At 69.5% G+C, this 15,831-nt stretch carries 14 protein-coding genes; 7 read left to right on the forward strand and 7 right to left on the reverse strand.

Going from position 1 to position 15,831, the window contains the following annotated elements; all coding sequences use genetic code 11:
* Nucleotides 1–404: 404 nt before the first annotated feature.
* From BKH32_RS14155 to BKH32_RS00370, 3 genes are all read right to left on the reverse strand, one after another.
* Nucleotides 405–536: a hypothetical protein gene (locus tag BKH32_RS14155; RefSeq protein WP_256690145.1), complete on the reverse strand. Its 132-nt coding sequence runs from the start codon at nt 534–536 to the stop codon at nt 405–407.
* Nucleotides 537–757: 221 nt separating this feature from the next.
* Complete coding sequence (locus tag BKH32_RS00365) at nt 758–2,128, reverse strand: bifunctional glycosyltransferase family 2/GtrA family protein (RefSeq protein WP_256690147.1); 1,371 nt, start codon at nt 2,126–2,128, stop codon at nt 758–760.
* A gap of 1 nt (nt 2,129) precedes the next feature.
* On the reverse strand, nt 2,130–3,158 hold the full coding sequence (locus BKH32_RS00370) for a phosphodiester glycosidase family protein (RefSeq protein ID WP_075248109.1): 1,029 nt from the start codon (nt 3,156–3,158) through the stop codon (nt 2,130–2,132).
* Nucleotides 3,159–3,791: 633 nt separating this feature from the next.
* Here BKH32_RS00370 and BKH32_RS00375 point away from each other — a divergent pair.
* Genes BKH32_RS00375 through BKH32_RS00385 form a run of 3 tightly spaced genes read left to right on the forward strand, consistent with a single transcriptional unit; the run spans nt 3,792 to nt 6,894 of the window.
* Nucleotides 3,792–4,964, forward strand: coding sequence for an ABC transporter substrate-binding protein (locus tag BKH32_RS00375; RefSeq protein ID WP_075248110.1), 1,173 nt, complete (start codon nt 3,792–3,794; stop codon nt 4,962–4,964).
* Nucleotides 4,964–6,139, forward strand: coding sequence for a FecCD family ABC transporter permease (locus BKH32_RS00380; protein WP_081376631.1), 1,176 nt, complete (start codon nt 4,964–4,966; stop codon nt 6,137–6,139). Before BKH32_RS00375 ends, BKH32_RS00380 begins: the two co-directional genes overlap by 1 nt.
* On the forward strand, nt 6,136–6,894 hold the full coding sequence (locus BKH32_RS00385) for an ABC transporter ATP-binding protein (protein WP_075248111.1): 759 nt from the start codon (nt 6,136–6,138) through the stop codon (nt 6,892–6,894). Before BKH32_RS00380 ends, BKH32_RS00385 begins: the two co-directional genes overlap by 4 nt.
* A 95-nt stretch (nt 6,895–6,989) precedes the next feature.
* Here BKH32_RS00385 and BKH32_RS00390 read toward each other — a convergent pair whose 3' ends face one another.
* The 4 genes from BKH32_RS00390 to BKH32_RS00405 form a co-directional block, all read right to left on the reverse strand.
* Nucleotides 6,990–8,045, reverse strand: coding sequence for a tetratricopeptide repeat protein (locus BKH32_RS00390; RefSeq protein ID WP_075248112.1), 1,056 nt, complete (start codon nt 8,043–8,045; stop codon nt 6,990–6,992).
* Nucleotides 8,042–9,484, reverse strand: a complete 1,443-nt coding sequence (locus BKH32_RS00395) for an ATP-binding protein (RefSeq protein ID WP_075248113.1) — start codon at nt 9,482–9,484, stop codon at nt 8,042–8,044. The genes BKH32_RS00390 and BKH32_RS00395 overlap by 4 nt, the downstream gene beginning before the upstream one ends.
* Before the next feature lie 216 nt (nt 9,485–9,700).
* Nucleotides 9,701–10,120 (reverse strand): serine/threonine protein phosphatase, encoded by a 420-nt coding sequence (locus BKH32_RS00400; RefSeq protein ID WP_075248114.1) that lies wholly within the window; start codon nt 10,118–10,120, stop codon nt 9,701–9,703.
* Between the two features lie 28 nt (nt 10,121–10,148).
* Nucleotides 10,149–10,466, reverse strand: a complete 318-nt coding sequence (locus tag BKH32_RS00405) for a hypothetical protein (protein ID WP_075248115.1) — start codon at nt 10,464–10,466, stop codon at nt 10,149–10,151.
* Between the two features lie 1,052 nt (nt 10,467–11,518).
* Between BKH32_RS00405 and dnaK the strand changes: the two genes are divergently transcribed.
* From dnaK to BKH32_RS00430, 4 genes are all read left to right on the forward strand, one after another.
* Nucleotides 11,519–13,384: a molecular chaperone DnaK gene (gene dnaK / locus BKH32_RS00415; RefSeq protein ID WP_075248116.1), complete on the forward strand. Its 1,866-nt coding sequence runs from the start codon at nt 11,519–11,521 to the stop codon at nt 13,382–13,384.
* Entirely contained in the window at nt 13,381–14,010 is a 630-nt protein-coding gene (locus BKH32_RS00420) for a nucleotide exchange factor GrpE (protein WP_075248117.1), read from the forward strand. Before dnaK ends, BKH32_RS00420 begins: the two co-directional genes overlap by 4 nt.
* Before the next feature lie 190 nt (nt 14,011–14,200).
* The gene (locus BKH32_RS00425; RefSeq protein WP_075248118.1) at nt 14,201–15,232 is read left to right on the forward strand and encodes a DnaJ C-terminal domain-containing protein; all 1,032 of its coding nucleotides are present in this window, start codon (nt 14,201–14,203) and stop codon (nt 15,230–15,232) included.
* On the forward strand, nt 15,229–15,744 hold the full coding sequence (locus tag BKH32_RS00430) for a heat shock protein transcriptional repressor HspR (protein WP_075248119.1): 516 nt from the start codon (nt 15,229–15,231) through the stop codon (nt 15,742–15,744). The genes BKH32_RS00425 and BKH32_RS00430 overlap by 4 nt, the downstream gene beginning before the upstream one ends.
* Nucleotides 15,745–15,831: the final 87 nt, after the last annotated feature.

Genomic DNA, 15,831 nt, shown 5'->3' on the forward strand with positions numbered 1-15,831 from the left:
GCGGTCAGGGGGTGGTAGCCGAACCCCTTCTTGAAGGTCGGGGCCGCACCCTCATTTGTCTGAGTGGACGCCCACCAGGGTGGCGTCGATGTCGATCACCAACGGACGCTCAGCGCTGATTCCAGCCGTTGGTGAGTGCTCGCCGGCCAGGTCCCACACCCGCTGCCGCACCGTCTTGCGGGCCCGGCCTCGGCGGCCTCGGCAGCCTCGACGTGGTCGGCCAGGGCCCCCACAAGTCGCGAGACCGTCGGGTCAGAGGCAACAGGCCCGAAGACCTCCTTCTCGCGCCGCAGCAGCGAAAGGTCAGACAGGCACCGACCTCCCAGGGCCACGCACACCGCCAGATCCAAAATGATCTTGCCCGGGTCGTGCACCGACCCCGGCCGCCGCCACGCAGACAGGACCTACGAGAGCTCGTCGCCCAGGCCCGTGACCCCGCTCGTCTCGGTCAGCAGCCTCGCCCCGGCCAGACCCACCGCCGGCACCTGACCGGACTCCACACCCACAACCGGGTACAACCCGCTATTCTTCACCACGAAGGTGTCCTTCCCCTGGAGTTCTCGGATCTCAGCAACCCGCATTATTCCAGGCGAAGCGACACCTTCACCCCACTTTCACCACCTCAACGATGAAAACTCGAGGTTAGGGCGTGAGTTGAGGGGTAGGGGTACGACCTCGAGGCTTACGGTACGACCTCGCGGAGGCCGGCACCGCCCTGGTCGCCCCAACCGCCCCGGGCCCGCCTCACCCCCGCTCCTTAGAAGACCAGCCGGCGCTGCGCCACATAGCTGGCCACGTAGATGGCCCCATCGCCGAGAACCTTGGCGATCCCCAGCGGGATCCCCACCGTGGTGAGCGCCTTGAGCACCAGGTAGCTGGCCGCCAGCAGGCTCACCGCCAGGATCACGTAGCGCACCGCCGTGCGCACCACGGTGCCGCGCCGCGCCCGGAAGACGCGGCGATTCATGAAGAAGTTCGCCGTCCCGGACACCAGCCGCGCCCCCACGACCGCCGCCAGCAGGTTGCCCGTCATCGCGAAGATGACCATGACACCCAGCCAGTCGATCCCGAAGCTCGCCAGCGACGCCCCCATGAACCGCAGCAGCGGAGCATAGATCCGCGCTGAGTCCTGCAACGGCCGGAAGTGGGAGGAGGTGTTGCCCGGCTCGTAGACCGTGGCGATCTCGACCTGCTCCACCACCATCCTCAGCTCATGGGCGCGCAGCAGGGCGGAGAGCTCGTACTCGTAGCGGTCGCCGCAAACCTCCTGCAACCACGCCAGCTGCCCGGCGGGGTAGCCGCGCAGACCCGTCTGGGTGTCGCCCAGCCTCCAGCCGGTCGCGCCCCGGAACAGCAGGGCGGTCACGTCGTTACCGATCCGGCTGCGCAGCGGTACTGGCCCGGTGAAGCGCCGCACCCCCAGGGTCATGTGCCCGGTCTCGCGCACCCTTGCGGCCACGGCCTCGATGTCCGACGGCGTGTGCTGCCCGTCGGCGTCGGCGCACACCACGTCCGCGTCGGGCCAGGTGGCGGCCGCGTGAGCCAGGCCCGTGCGCAGCGCCTGCCCCTTGCCCTGGTTGACCGGGTAGCTGACCACCTGGGCGCCCCGGGCGCGGGCGGCGGCGAAGAAGGGCGCGTAGTGCGGCCCCGAGCCGTCGTCGACGACCAGCACCGCGCAGTCCCGGCGCGCTGCGCGCAGACGGGCCACGAGCACGGCCAGGCGCTCATCGGGCTTGTAGGCCGGGATGAGAATCACGAGCGTCACCGCCGTCCGGGGACGGGGCCCGCTACCGGTCCGCGCCGCCGTCCGGTTGCCCGCCGTCCGATTGGCGGCGGTCCGGTTCGCGGGGGCGATGACCCGCGGCAGGATGCGCGGCGAGGTCGCCGCGGCCGTGCGGTTCCCGGCGGCCCGGCCCGGTGTCTCTCCCGCCCGGCGGGGCGCCTCGCCCACGATGATCCGTGCAGTCGCCTGCTTGCCGCCTCCGGAGCGACTCAGTCGCGTCGTCGGGTACGCCGTCGGGTAGGACTGCGGGTACTGCTGGTCGGAGGAGCGGCGCGTGACCGCCTGCGCGGTCGCCGGGGTCCTCGGGGGCTGGGCCGTGCCGGTGAGGTTGTCGGTGCCGCTCATCTCAGGCTCCGTTCGCGATGTAGAGGATGTCGGAGGTGTCGCGCTCGCCCCCGTTGGAGGGCTGGTTGATGATCGAGCCGTTGAAGTACATGGCCGACGAGCCGCCGCCGTCGATGTTGTAGGCGCAGGCGCACCCCAGGTCGGCCATGATCTGGGCGAGCTCGGTCATGGTCACGCCGCGCGAGTGGCCCTCGCTGCGGCCGTCGACGACGACGAGCTTGAGGTGGTTCGTCTCCACCCACCCCACGGCGGTGCGCGGCTGCTTGCCCTGGATGGAGTGGTTGCCGACGTTGGTGTCCACCTCGACCTGGTCGATGCCGGAGAGCACCTTGGAGCTGTTGACCAGCGCCGGCCCGAAGGACAACGTGTTCCACACGCCCGCGTCCAGAAGCGTCTGGGCCTTGGTGGTGGTCTCGTCGTAGACCTCCACGCGCCCGTCGCTGTAGAAGGCCATTCCGTCGCGCGTGCCGCTGTCGCGGTAGATGACGCCGTTGCGGATGAGGATGCCGTCGCTGCGGAAGCCGTAGTAGTCGCCGTTGATGGCCAGGACGGCGTTGTGCTCGGAGGCCATCGTGGTGGGCTTGGCGACGATGTTGGTGCCGTAGGAGTTGTTGGCGAAGGCGCTGCGCAGGTCGGTGGCGTTGGTGAGCTTGACGTCGGCCACGTAGTAGGTGACGGTGTCGCTGCCCGAGCCGGTGGAGACCTGCTGGATCCCGATGCTCGTGTTGGATGAGGAGTAGGAGTCGTCCCCGACCGTCACGTTCGTGGCCGGGGTCGCCGAGGCGGCCGCGTTCTGCGCCTTGGCCTCCAGGGCGGTGACGTCGCCGACCTCCACGTGCTCGATGACGAAGCGGTTGAGCGCCCAGGCGCTGGTGCCGGTGGCGGCCAGCCCCAGGACGGCGGCGCCGCCCAGCAGGAAACGACGGCGCGGGTGCTTGCTGGACTTCGAGGAGAGGCCGGGACGGCCGGACTGGTGGTCCTGGCCGGACTGGGGCGACTCGGGCGGGCTGAGGGCGTCGGAGCTGTGCATGACTCAACCGTGTCGGCGCCGTGTGTGCCAGGCGTAGGTTGACCTTGTGGGCCTCCTGTGAAGCCGCGGCGGGTGGAGGGGCCACCCGAGCGCAGGGCTGTCGTGATGGATGCTCGAGCCGGTCCCGGGGCACGATGAGAGGGAGCCGCCCAGCGGCTATCCGGGCGGCTCCCGAAGGGGCTCAGCCCCTCAGGAGCTGAATCAAGCCGATCAGGACTCCGACGGCGGTTGCGAGTGAGCCGACAATCTCGCACCACGTCGGGGTTCGGGGATCGACACCCTGCTGAATCAAGCAGGAAGGTGCCAGGGCAGACCCGCCGTTGAAGGCCTTCCCACCATGCCGCCATGCCGCCATGCCGCGTCCCTCCGACGTCGCGCCGGTTGCCGAAACGACCGCACGCCCCCGAGCTCATGAGCGCCGTCGAGCTCGCGGCGTAGCGGGTGAGCGGCCGACGTCGGCCCGCTCGGCCTGCGGCGGCGCGTCACGAGCGGGCCGCTGCGCAAACCTCCACGCATCCGCCACGATATTTGTCCAACCTCACTAAAATTAGATAAATCACCTTGGCAAATTAACCGAGGTGGACCTAAGGTCCTGGGTGATTCGTTCCGCCCTCGCGTCACCGAAGGACTTCTATGCGCCGTCGTACCCTGCTCATGGCCCTCCCACTCACCGCCGTCCTCGCCAGCTGCGGAGTCACCTCCCGCGCCGGCAAGGGCTCCAGCGCCGGCGCCTCCGCGGGCGCCTCCAACGGCGGCTTCGAGGTCACCGACATCGTCGGCCGCAAGGTCACCTTCAGCGCCCAGCCCCAGAGAATCGTCCTGAGCGAGTCCCGCCACGTCTACTCCCTGGCCTTCCTCAACAAGACCAACCCCATCGACAAGGTGGTCGCCTGGGGCGAGGACCTCCAGAAGGCCGCCCCCGACTTCTACGAGAAGGTCCTCTCCGTGGCGCCCAAGGCCGCCGAGCTGCCGAAGATCGGCAACATCGCCAAGGACGGCCTGCCCATCGAGACCCTGGTGAGCCACAAGCCCGACGTCTTCATCATGACCCTGGACGCCTACAACTCCGCCAAGGAGAAGGGCTACCTCGAAAAGCTGGACAGTCAGAAGATCACCTACGTCGTCACCGACTTCCGCCGCGACCCGGTCAAGAACACCGTCCCCTCGGTCACCCTCATGGGCGCCGTCTTCGACAAGCGCAAGGAGGCCGAGGCCTTCGTCGCCTTCTACAAGAAGCAGGTCGACCCCATCGTGGCCAAGGCGAAGTCCCTGACCTCCAAGCCCACCACCTTCCTGTGGCGCGGCCCGGGCGTCAACGACCCCGGCTCCACCTACTCCACCGCCAACCTCGGCGCGATCGTCACCGCCACCGGCGGCACCAACATCGCCGACAGCCTCCTGTCCGGCGAGGAGGGCGTGCTCACCCCCGAGCAGGTCATCGCCTCCAACCCCAAGAACATCATCGCCACCGGCGGCGAGTGGCAGCAGCAGAAGATCAAGGACACCGCCCAGACCAGCTACGTCCACCTCGGCTACAAGGCCGACGAGGCCTCCGCCAAGGCCAGCCTCGAGCAGCTGAAGGACCAGCCCGGATACGACCAGATCCAGGCCTTCACCGACCGGCACGTCTACGGCATCTACCACCAGTTCTACGACGCCCCCTACAACTTCATCGCCTACCTCACCTTCGCCACGTGGCAGAACCCCGAGGCCTTCTCCGACGTCGACCCCGCCAAGGTCTGGAAGGACTTCCACGAGCAGTACATGCCCTGGAAGGCCGAGGGCGCCTTCTTCGCCGCCATCTGATGGCAGCCCCCAACGTCACGGCTCCTTCCGACGACGTCGCAGCGCACCAGTCCGATACCGGCCGGGTACCGGACGGTGCGGCGTCGGTGACGAAGGCCGGCGGGCCGGCCGGTACGTCCACGGACACGGCGGCGTCGGCCTACACCTCCTACCGCCGTCGAACCGCGCGGCGCGTCGCGATGCTCATGGGGCTGGCCACGCTGCTCCTGGCCGTCTTCCTCGTGGCCCTCATGGTGGGGCCCCTGGGATTCAGCCCGGCCCAGGTGCTCGGATCCCTCTTTGACGCCGACTACGACCCGTGGGTCGCCAACATCGTCATCAACCTGCGCCTGCCGCCGGCGCTGCTCGCGGTCCTGGTGGGCGGGGCGCTGTCCCTGGCCGGTGTGCAGATGCAGACGATCCTCGACAACCCGCTGGCCGAGCCCTTCACCCTGGGGATCTCGGCGGCCTCGGCCCTGGGGGCGGCGCTGGCCATCGTCACGGGCCTCGTGCTGCCTGTGGCCACCGGCGCCACCCTGCCGATCGTGGCCATGACGGCGGGGCTGGCGGCCTCCCTCACCATCGCGATGGTCTCGAGGCTGCCCTCGGTGACCAAGGAGATGACGATCCTGCTGGGCATCGCCCTGGTCTTCAGCTGTCAGGCGCTCCTGGCGCTCGTGCAGTACCGGGCCTCCACCGAGAGCCTCCAGCAGATCGTCTTCTGGTCGCTGGGCTCCCTCATGCGCGCCACCTGGCCGGCCGTGGTCACCGTCTCGGTGGCCCTGCTCGTGGCCACGCCCGTCTTCTGGGTCAACGGCTGGCGGCTGACCGCCATCACCCTGGGGGAGGCGCGGGCCGCGGCCATGGGCATCAATGTGGCGCGCCTGCGCGCGTGGACCCTGGTCGGCGTCTCCCTGCTGGCCGCCCTGTCCGTGGCCTTCGTCGGGATCATCGGATTCGTGGGACTCGTCGGGCCGCACATGGCCCGCGGCCTGGTGGGGGAGGACCAGCGCTTCCTCGTGCCCGCCTCCATCCTGTGCGGCGCCACCCTGCTGACTGCGGCCCACACCGCCAGTCAGCTCATCGTGCCGGGTGTCGCTGTGCCGGTCGGCATCCTGACCGCCCTGGTGGGCGTGCCGGTGTTCCTCACTATCATCTTCGGACGCCAGCGCTCGGCGGTCAGGAGCGGTTCATGAGTCTCATCCTGGACGACCTCACCTTCTCCTACGGCAGGCGGGCCGTCCTGAAGGGCGTTGACGCCACCTGGGAGACGGGGCAGACGGTGGGCCTGCTGGGCCCCAACGGCGCCGGCAAGTCCACCCTGGTCACCTGCGTGGCCCAGCTGCGCCGCTACCTGGGGGAGGTGACCTTCGCCGGGCGCCGGGGCCACGACCTGCGCGGCATGATCGGCTACATGCCGCAGGGCCTTCCCGGCGACGCCGCCCTGACTGCCCTGGAGTCAGTGCTCACGGCCTCGCGGCGCGGCATGACCTGGCACACGAGCCGGGCCGACATCGACCTGGCCTGGAACGCCCTGGACGAGCTCGGGGTGGCCGAGCTGGCAGACCGCCCACTGGGCCAGCTCTCCGGCGGTCAGCGTCAGCTCATCGCCCTGGCCCAGACGCTCGTGCGCGAGCCCGGACTCATCCTGCTCGACGAGCCCACCTCCGCCCTCGACCTGCGCCGCCAGGTCTCGGTGCTCTCCCACGTGCGGCGGATCTGCCACCGGGACCCCGGGCGCCTCGCCGTCGTCGCCCTGCACGACCTCAACCTGGCCGCCCGCTTCTGCGATCGCCTCGCCATCCTCGCCGGCGGGACGATCCTCGCCGAGGGGCCGCCCGTCGAGGTGCTTGAGCCCGACATCCTCGCCGAGGTCTACGGGCTGCGGGTGCGGATCGTGCCCGACGGCGACCACGTCATGGTCGCCCCCGAGGCCGAGCAGGGGGCTTGAGCCGGCCGGTTGCCAGGAGCCGCCGTACGACGTGGCCGGGTCACGTGACGTCCTGCAGAATGATCCTGCCGGAGGCCTCGCGAACGCGGCCGGTGTCAGCTGACCCTCAAACGGGCGAAGATCCAGCTGCCGATCAGCAGCAGAAGCCCCGCTCCGAGAGCCCCGGCAAGGATGGTGACGCCACCCATCAGGAGCTGGATGGTGCCCACCCCGAAGGCTGTCCACATGAGCAGGAGCAGCAGCGCCCAGGCGGTGGTGAGCCGCTGACGTCGGATGAAGGAGCGCATCATGATCCGACCGCGGCCGGCGAAGGCGATACGCAGTGCCTGCACCCGCCGTCCCACCGCCCGGAAGGTCAGTGTCGCGCACAGGGCCAGAGGCAGCAGGAGAAGCCAGGTGGGTAGCTTCACCAGCCACACGAAAGCGGCCGACATGAGCATGAGCAGGGAGCACGCGAGCGCTCCGAGGTGAAGGACGAGCACGGTGCTGAAGAAGATGGTGTCAACGGCCGCACGCGCCTGGAGCGGATCTGAGGTTTGAGCCGCGTATGCGGCTGCGGCCTTGGCCGCACCGACATGGTCCCGTCGGTTCTGGTGCAGCTGCGCGAGCTGGAGGAGGGCGCCATCGTGTGCGGGTTCCAGGGCGAGCGCCTCCTGCAAGGAGGCCTCCGCCGCCTGAGCGTCGGTGTCCATCTGCAGCTGTGCCAGAAGCGCGTGGTGATCGGCCGAGACCGGCGAGAGCCTGACCGCCTCACGCGCGTAGAACAGCGCCTCCTCCTCGCGCTCCATCCCGGCCATCGCTATGGTCATGAGATGGAAGAGCGTGCTGCTCTCCGGGTCCAGATCCAGGGCGGTCCTCAATGAACGCTCCGCCTCCGGCTCCCTGTCCTGGTCGATCAGGGAACAGGCCAGAAGCCGGTGGGCGTCGGGGCTGTCCGGCAGCGCCGCGACGGCTCGGCGGGCCGCGGCCTCGGAGTCCTCGAGTCGATTCACACTGTTGTGAGCGGCCGCCAGGGCGATATAGGTGGAGCCGGCCTCGTCCGGGTAGTTGGCAAGCAAGCGGGTCAGGATCTGCGTGGCCCGCTCGTACTGGCCGGCGTCGACGAGCCACTCGGCCCGGTCCATCTCCTGGCGGTAGAGGTCGTCGCTCATAGCATGCGGTGCCGTTTCATCCACTCGCGCAGCTCCGCATACTCCCCGGAGATGTCGGAGTACTCGACGACGGCGCGTGCGGTCTCGAACCAGGGGCCGCTCGAGGGGCGGACCTCCTTGAGGGCGGCGTACATGTCCTGCATGTTCATGAGCCGAGGACGGCCGGTGCGCACCGAGTCCATGAGCGCGTTCTCCGCGGCGGAGTCGCACACGTGCGACAGGTCCGCTCCGGTCAGCCCCTCGGTGGCCCGCGCCAGGGCCTGCAGGTCGATGCCCTCCACGGGGCGCTCGCGCAGGTGAGTGTGCAGGATGGCGGCACGCGCCGGCTCATCCGGCGGCAGGACGAGCAGGGTCCGGTCCAGTCGCCCCGGCCGGCGCAGCGCCGGATCGATGTCCCAGGGGGCGTTGGTGGCGGCCAGCAGGTAGACGCCCTCGTTGTCGCTGCTGACGCCGTCGAGCTCCTCGAGGAGCTGGTTGACGGTGCTGCGCATGCTCGAGTTGCGTGCCAGTGAGCGCTTGATGCCGATGGCGTCGAGCTCGTCGAGGAAGAGGACGCAGGGGGCGTGGTCGCGTGCCTGCTGGAAGATGTTGTGGAGATTGGCCTCGGAGTTGCCGATATAGGGGTCGAGGATGTCGGAGATCGTCACCGACAGGAACCCGGCTCCCATCTCGCCGGCCACGGCGCGGGCGATGAAGGTCTTGCCCGTCCCCGGCGGACCGTACAGAAGCAGGCCGCCGCGCAGGCTCTTGCCGTAGAGCCGGCGCAGCTCAGGATTGCGCATCGGGGCCAGGAACGACGCCTCCAGGCGGTTCTTGACCTCGGTCATCCCGCCGACGTCGGCCAGACGGACGCCAGCCCGCTCCACCTCCCAGTCCGTGGGGGCGCCGGGGCCGTCGGCCTGGACCGAACGGGGCTCGGAGAGAGCCGGGTCGGCATCGGGGGCCCCGGGGGACTGCGAGGACCCTGAGGACACGAAAGGTGCGGCCGGTCCGTCGCCGAGGTCCTCCTCGGCCCGCCGCCAGTCGAAGTCTTCGGTGCTCCGGGGGGTCCCAGGGGTCCCAGCGCCGTCCGGCGTCGTCGAACCGGTGGCCGCCGGCTCCTGCGGTGGGACGGGCGCCGGAGGGGTCGAGGCTTCCGCGGGAGGTGGTGAGTTCAGTGAGGAGACCGTCGGCTCCGGTGCTTCGGTTACCGGCTCTGCCGCCGTGCCTGCCGTCCGTTCGGCGGGAGCCTGAGCGGCCTGCGGCGAGAGCGCCCTGGACATGAGGGCTCGGGCGGCCTCGTCGGTGGGGGCGTGCTGAAGGGCGATGGCGCAGTGAGCCACCGCCTCAGCGCTTCGACCGGCCCCGATGAGGAGCTCAGCCAGATGGGTGCGCAGCCGGACATCGTCCGGAGCGGCCTCCACCGCACGTGTCAGGGAAACAATCAGTGGGTCAGTCACTCGGCCAGTCTAGAGGCGGGCAGTGACACGGGTAGTGGTGCCAAGGCGTGGAACAGCCCGTCAGCTCCGTGCGCTTGCGCACTCGCGCACTTACGCCTCGGATGGAGGCTCTCCCGCACTCAGGCGCCGAGATGGTTTCACCGGTTGGGGCGAGGGGGCTTTACACGCTCCCCATCTCCCCGGCCGTGCTTGCGCGCATCAGCCGGCAGCGCGCGCTCAGGAGGCTGAGCGCAGCCGAGTCGTCGGGAGGGGCAGCTCGATGGCGTCGATGAGGTCCACGGACTTGGCGATGCCGGTGGCCGACAGGTCCTCCACCGCCCTGGCGACGATGACGCGGTCCCGGTGGATCTCGCGGATCCTGACCCGGGCCCAGCTCTCCTCGCCCGTCTGCGGATCCTCCCCCTCAAGGAGCCAGTCCTCCGCCAGGAGCCGCAGGCCGATCGCGTCCAGGACCGCCTCGGCCTCATCGAGATCCATGGCCTCGCCCCGCCGGACCCACAACCGGTCATAAGGGATGAACCGGCCGTCCGCACTCATCTCGATATAGCCCACGTGCTCCCCGTCCTCGCGACGCAGGTGGTCGAAGACGTCCTCGGGATCGGGCGGGCCTCCCGGTGGCGTGGGCGGGGCACTCATACGCGCCAGGCTACCGGGCCCGGGGAGCTCACCCCGGCTCGGTAGGTTTGTGGCCACTGGCGTGGTCGGCTCTTCCTCGAGCCACGAGTGGCTGATAACGCTGACGGGCGGCCTCACCGGAGGTTCCGACCATATTTCCAATGGCTGCCCAGGACATCCCAGCATCCCGAGCGCCTCTGATGGCATCAAGGACATGTCGTTCGGCCCGGGCCTGTTCAACAACCGCGTCTCGCAAGGCCGCTAATGCGGCCACGTCGACCTCATCGGCCTCGACCGGGTCGTAGCTCTCGAAGCGAGCGGCCAGCTCATCGGCATGCGCCAGAATCTCGTCAACAGTACGGGGCATCATCACCTCAGAAGCTTCTCTCGGGCACGCATGGCGTGGACGATGACGATTGTGGTTACGCCTTGAATGTAGCCAATCTCGAGAACAAGGGCAGCCCGGTTGGCTCCCAGGAGCATAGTGAAACCATCTCCCGTGTCTCAGGCTCGGTTGGGGTGGTGATGGGCGTGAAGGATGTCAGGCTCTCTGAGGCCGTGCTTCAGCGCCGATCTGGCAATGATCGGATCGTCCACAGATCCAAGGTAACTTGTGATGTGCTGTTCAGCCGAGGGGTGTGGTCCTGGGGCGGCGCCGGCGGCTGTTGCGGGAATGCGCGCCCGGTGAGCGTGCGGGTGCCGCTGCCCTACCCATGTTGTGTCCTCTTCCAGTCGAGTGTGCCCGGTGAGCGTGCGGGTGCCGCAGATGTGTTGGCTGAGATCGGCGTCGAGCGGGGTGCGCATGCGTGCTGGGCTGCCGGGCTGGTGAATGCCGCCACGTCGGCGCAGGGCTGTCGCTTCTGCTGGCTGGTGTCACGATTGGCGACTATTCGGGGGCCGTACGGCCTCGGCCGGCTCTCTTGCTGAGGGGGTTGAGGACGTTGGCGCTGGTCAGGACTGGTTATGGAGAAGCGGGTCAAGGCTGGTCGACTCTGAAAAGTCGCCAATCGTGACACTTTCGGCAGTGTGTGGGGCTGGGGGGGCTGATCGAGAACGTACTGACGAGGACTGCGTTCGCAGAACTCGTGGGTGGGACCTCAGTCATCTACAGGAAAGCGCAGTCCTCGCCGGGTATCGCAGTCCGTGCGGCTGGGGCGCATCGCTCTGACGCGGCCGGAACCGTCCGCGGGCGGCGGCTCACGCCGCGTCCGTGTCGCAGGTCACTATCGGCTCCGGGAATGGACTGCGGCCCATCGAGGTTGAGCCAGTCAGACTCAAGGTTGTATGCAGTCAAGTTGACAGAGCCTGACTCAATCACAATCCTGAGTGCATACGACTCAACCTGAAGGCGCCGGAACCTCCGGCCCTCACCTCGAACATCGACTGACCACAACTCAGCAAGCACAAGGAGCACACCACATGGCACGCGCTGTCGGTATCGACCTGGGTACCACCAACTCTGCTATCGCCGTCCTCGAGGGTGGCGAGCCCACCATCATCCCGAACGCCGAGGGCGGCCGCACCACCCCCTCCGTCGTCGCCTTCTCCAAGTCCGGCGAGATCCTCGTCGGCGAGATCGCCAAGCGCCAGGCGGTCACCAACGTCGACCGCACCATCTCCTCGGTCAAGCGCCACATGGGCACCGACTGGTCCGTCGAGATCGACGACAAGAAGTACACCGCCCAGGAGATCAGCGCCCGCATTCTGGCCAAGCTCAAGGCCGACGCCGAGGCCTACCTGGGTGAGCCCGTCACCAACGCGGTCATCACCGTCCCGGCCTACTTCAACGACGCCGAGCGCCAGGCCACCAAGGAGGCCGGCACCATCGCGGGCCTGACCGTGGACCGCATCGTCAACGAGCCCACCGCCGCGGCTCTGGCCTACGGCCTGGACAAGGGCAAGGAGGACGAGCTCATCCTCGTCTTCGACCTCGGTGGCGGTACCTTCGACGTCTCCCTGCTCGAGGTCGGCAAGGACGACGACGACTTCTCCACCATTCAGGTGCGCGCCACCAACGGTGACAACCGCCTGGGCGGTGACGACTGGGACGCCCGCGTCGTCGAGTGGCTGGTCAAGCAGGTCAAGAGCAAGGACGGCGTGGACCTGTCCAAGGACAAGATCGCCATGCAGCGCCTCAAGGACGCCGCCGAGCAGGCCAAGAAGGAGCTGTCCTCGGCGACCTCCACGAACATCAACCTGCAGTACCTCTCCATGAGCGAGTCCGGCCCCATCCACCTCGATGAGAAGCTCACCCGCTCCAACTTCCAGGAGATGACCGCGGACCTGCTCGAGCGCACCAAGATCCCCTTCCACAACGTCATCAAGGACGCCGGGGTCAAGGTTTCCGACATCGACCACGTGGTCCTCGTGGGCGGCTCCACCCGTATGCCCGCCGTCGCCGACGTGGTGCGCGAGCTGACCGGCCGGGACCCCAACAAGGGCGTCAACCCCGACGAGGTCGTCGCCGTCGGCGCGGCCCTCCAGGCCGGTGTCATCCAGGGCGACCGCAGTGACGTCCTGCTCATCGACGTCACACCGCTGTCCCTGGGCATCGAGACCAAGGGCGGGGTCATGACCAAGCTCATCGAGCGCAACACGGCCATCCCGACCAAGCGCTCCGAGGTCTTCTCCACCGCCGAGGACAACCAGCCCTCCGTGCTCATCCAGGTCTACCAGGGCGAGCGCGAGTTCGCCCGGGACAACAAACCGCTGGGCACCTTCGAGCTGACCGGCATCGCCCCGGCCCCCCGCGGCGTGCCCCAGATCGAGGTCTCCTTCGACATCGACGCCAACGGCATCGTCCACGTCTCGGCCAAGGACCGCGGCACCGGCAAGGAGCAGTCCATGACCATCTCCGGCGGCTCCGCCCTGCCCAAGGAGGACATCGACCGCATGGTCAAGGAGGCCGAGGCCCACGCCGAGGAGGACAAGAAGCGCCGCGAGGACGCCGAGACCCGCAACTCCGCCGAGCAGCAGGCCTACTCCATCGACAAGCTCCTCAAGGACAACAAGGACAAGCTGCCCGAGGACGTCCACTCCCAGGTCTCCGAGGCCGTCGCCGACCTCAAGAAGGCCCTCGAGGGTGACGACATCGAGCCGGTCAAGACCGCCCAGGAGAAGCTGAGCTCGGTGGCCCAGAAGGTCGGCGAGGCCCTCTACCAGGCCGACGCCGCCGCCCAGGCCGCGGGTGAGGCCTCCGGCTCCTCCTCCGCCGGCGGCTCCGCGTCTTCCGACGACGAGGACATCGTGGACGCCGAGATCGTCGACGAGGAGGACTCCAAGTGACCTCGGCCGGCCCCACCCCTGAGAACGAGGGCATCGACCCCGAGCTCCAGGCGGCCGTCGAGTCGGCCTTCGAGGAGGTGTCCGAGGACGTCCGCGAGGAGCTCGCCCAGGGCGCGTCCGAGGGCGAGGCCGGCCAGGCCGACGCCGCCTCCGAGGAGGCGGCGGGGGAGGACCTCTTGGCCCAGGCTCAGGCCCAGGCCGCTCAGGCGGCCGACGACCTGGCCCGGGCCCGGGCGGACCTCTACAACCTCCAGCAGGAGTACCAGGGCTTCGTGCGCCGCTCCCGCGAGGGCGCGGCCTCCCACCGGGAGGCCGGTGCCGCCGGTGTCGTCGAGGCCCTCATCCCGGTCCTCGACGAGATCGAGCTGGCCCGCCAGCACGGCGACCTGACCGGCACCTTCGAGACCACGGCCGGCAAGCTCGAGACGATCCTGGCCGAGAAGTACTCCCTGGAGCGCTTCGGCGCCGTGGGCGAGGTCTTCGACCCCACGCTGCACGAGGCCCTCATGGCCACCGAGTCCAGCGAGGTCACCGAGCCCACCATCGCCACGGTCCTCCAGCCCGGATACCGCCTGGGTGAGCGCGTCGTGCGCGCCGCCCGCGTCCAGGTCGCCAACCCGGCCTGATACCCACCGCACCACTCACCCCGGCCCGACGGCGGACCCGAGCCAGCAGCTCTGGCGGGTCCGGGTCCGCCGTCGGCCGGGAGGCGCACCGGGACGCCCGAGGCCCCAGGGCCGCGGCGACGCCCCCCCATCTTCAGCTTCAGCAAGGAAACCCCCACGATCACCCAGATAAGGAGGCGGTGACGCGACCATGGCCAGTCAGGACTGGATGACCAAGGACTTCTACGCGGTCCTCGGCGTGAGTAAGGACGCCGACGCCGCCGCAATCAAGAAGGCCTACCGAACGCTCGCCAAGAAGTACCACCCCGACCGCAACCCCGACGACGCCGCAGCGGCGGAGAAGTTCAAGGAGGTCGGCGAGGCCTACGCCGTCCTGTCCGACGAGGCCGAGCGCAAGCAGTACGACGCGATCCGCTCCATGGCCGGAGGCGGTGCCCGCTTCCAGGCCGGCGGCCCGGGAGGGTCCGGCGGCGCCGGCTTCGAGGACATCCTCTCCTCCATGTTCGGCGGCCAGGGCGGCGGTGTCCGCTTCGAGACCGGTGGCGGCGCACAGCCCGACCTCGATGACCTGCTGCGCATGTTCGGCGGCACCCCCAGCCCCACCCGCTCCGGCGGCCGCCCCGGCCCCTTCGGCTTCGGCGGCTTCGGCTCCCAGCCCCAGCCTCAGAAGGGCTCCGACGTCCTGACCTCGGCCACGCTGGACCTGCGCGACGCCGTCGCCGGCACCACCGTGGAGCTCACCGCGGACGGGCGCACCATGAAGGTCCGCATCCCGGCGGGCGTGCGCGACGGCCAGAGGATCCGCCTGCGCGGCAAGGGCCGAGCCGGCCTGAACGGCGGCGAGAACGGCGACATGGTGGTGACCATCAGCATCAAGAAGCACCCCGTGTACTCCGTCGACCCGGTCGACGGCACCAACCTGCGCATGGACCTGCCGGTCACCCTGCGCGAGGCGGCCCTGGGCGCCACGGTCGAGGTCCCCCTGCTCGACGGCGGAACCTCCAAGATCAAGATCAAGCCCGGCACCTCCTCGGGCACCGTCATGCGCCTGCGCGGCAAGGGCGCCACCACCCGCAAGAAGACCGGCGACCTGCTGGTGACCATCGAGGTGGCCGTCCCCAAGAAGCTCTCCAAGGCCGCCAAGGAGGCCCTCGAGGCCTTCGATGAGGCCATGGGCGACACCGACCCGCGGGCCACCCTCATGGAGGAGGCGGCGACATGAGCCGGCGCCGGGCCGGGCAGGGCCTGGGGCACCTGGCCGACGACGCGGCCGAGCGCGCGGTCTACGTGGTCTCGGTGGCGGCCGAGCTCGCCGGGATGCACCCCCAGACCCTGCGCCAGTACGACCGGCTCGGACTGGTCAGCCCCGCCCGGACCCGCGGGCGGGGCCGGCGCTACTCCCACCGCGACGTCGAGCGCCTGCGCCGCATCCAGTCCCTGTCCCAGGAGGGCATCAACCTCGAGGGCATCCGCCGCATTCTCGCCCTGGAGGCCCGCGTGGAGGAGCTGGAGGCCGACAACGCCCGCATGCGTAGCCGCGAGGCCGTCGTCCAGCGGATCTTCGCGGCGGCCGCCGACGGCGAGGTCCAGGTCGTCGCGCCCGGCCGCCAGGGCCGGGGACCGGCAGGACGCCGCCCCGAGGCGGGGCGCGGACGCGCCGCCGGCGCGGCGGGAGCAACGGGCACTGCGGGAGGCGTGAGCACTGCTCTCGTGCCCATGCGCCGGTGGCACTGACGGGGCAGGCGGGCGCGGCCGGGCACTGACGAGCGCCGGCGGGTCCTGGACGCGGGTACTGATACGGCACTGAGCCCGTCGGCCGCT

The organism is Actinomyces oris (genome assembly GCF_001929375.1).
GTDB classification, from domain to species: domain Bacteria; phylum Actinomycetota; class Actinomycetes; order Actinomycetales; family Actinomycetaceae; genus Actinomyces; species Actinomyces oris_B.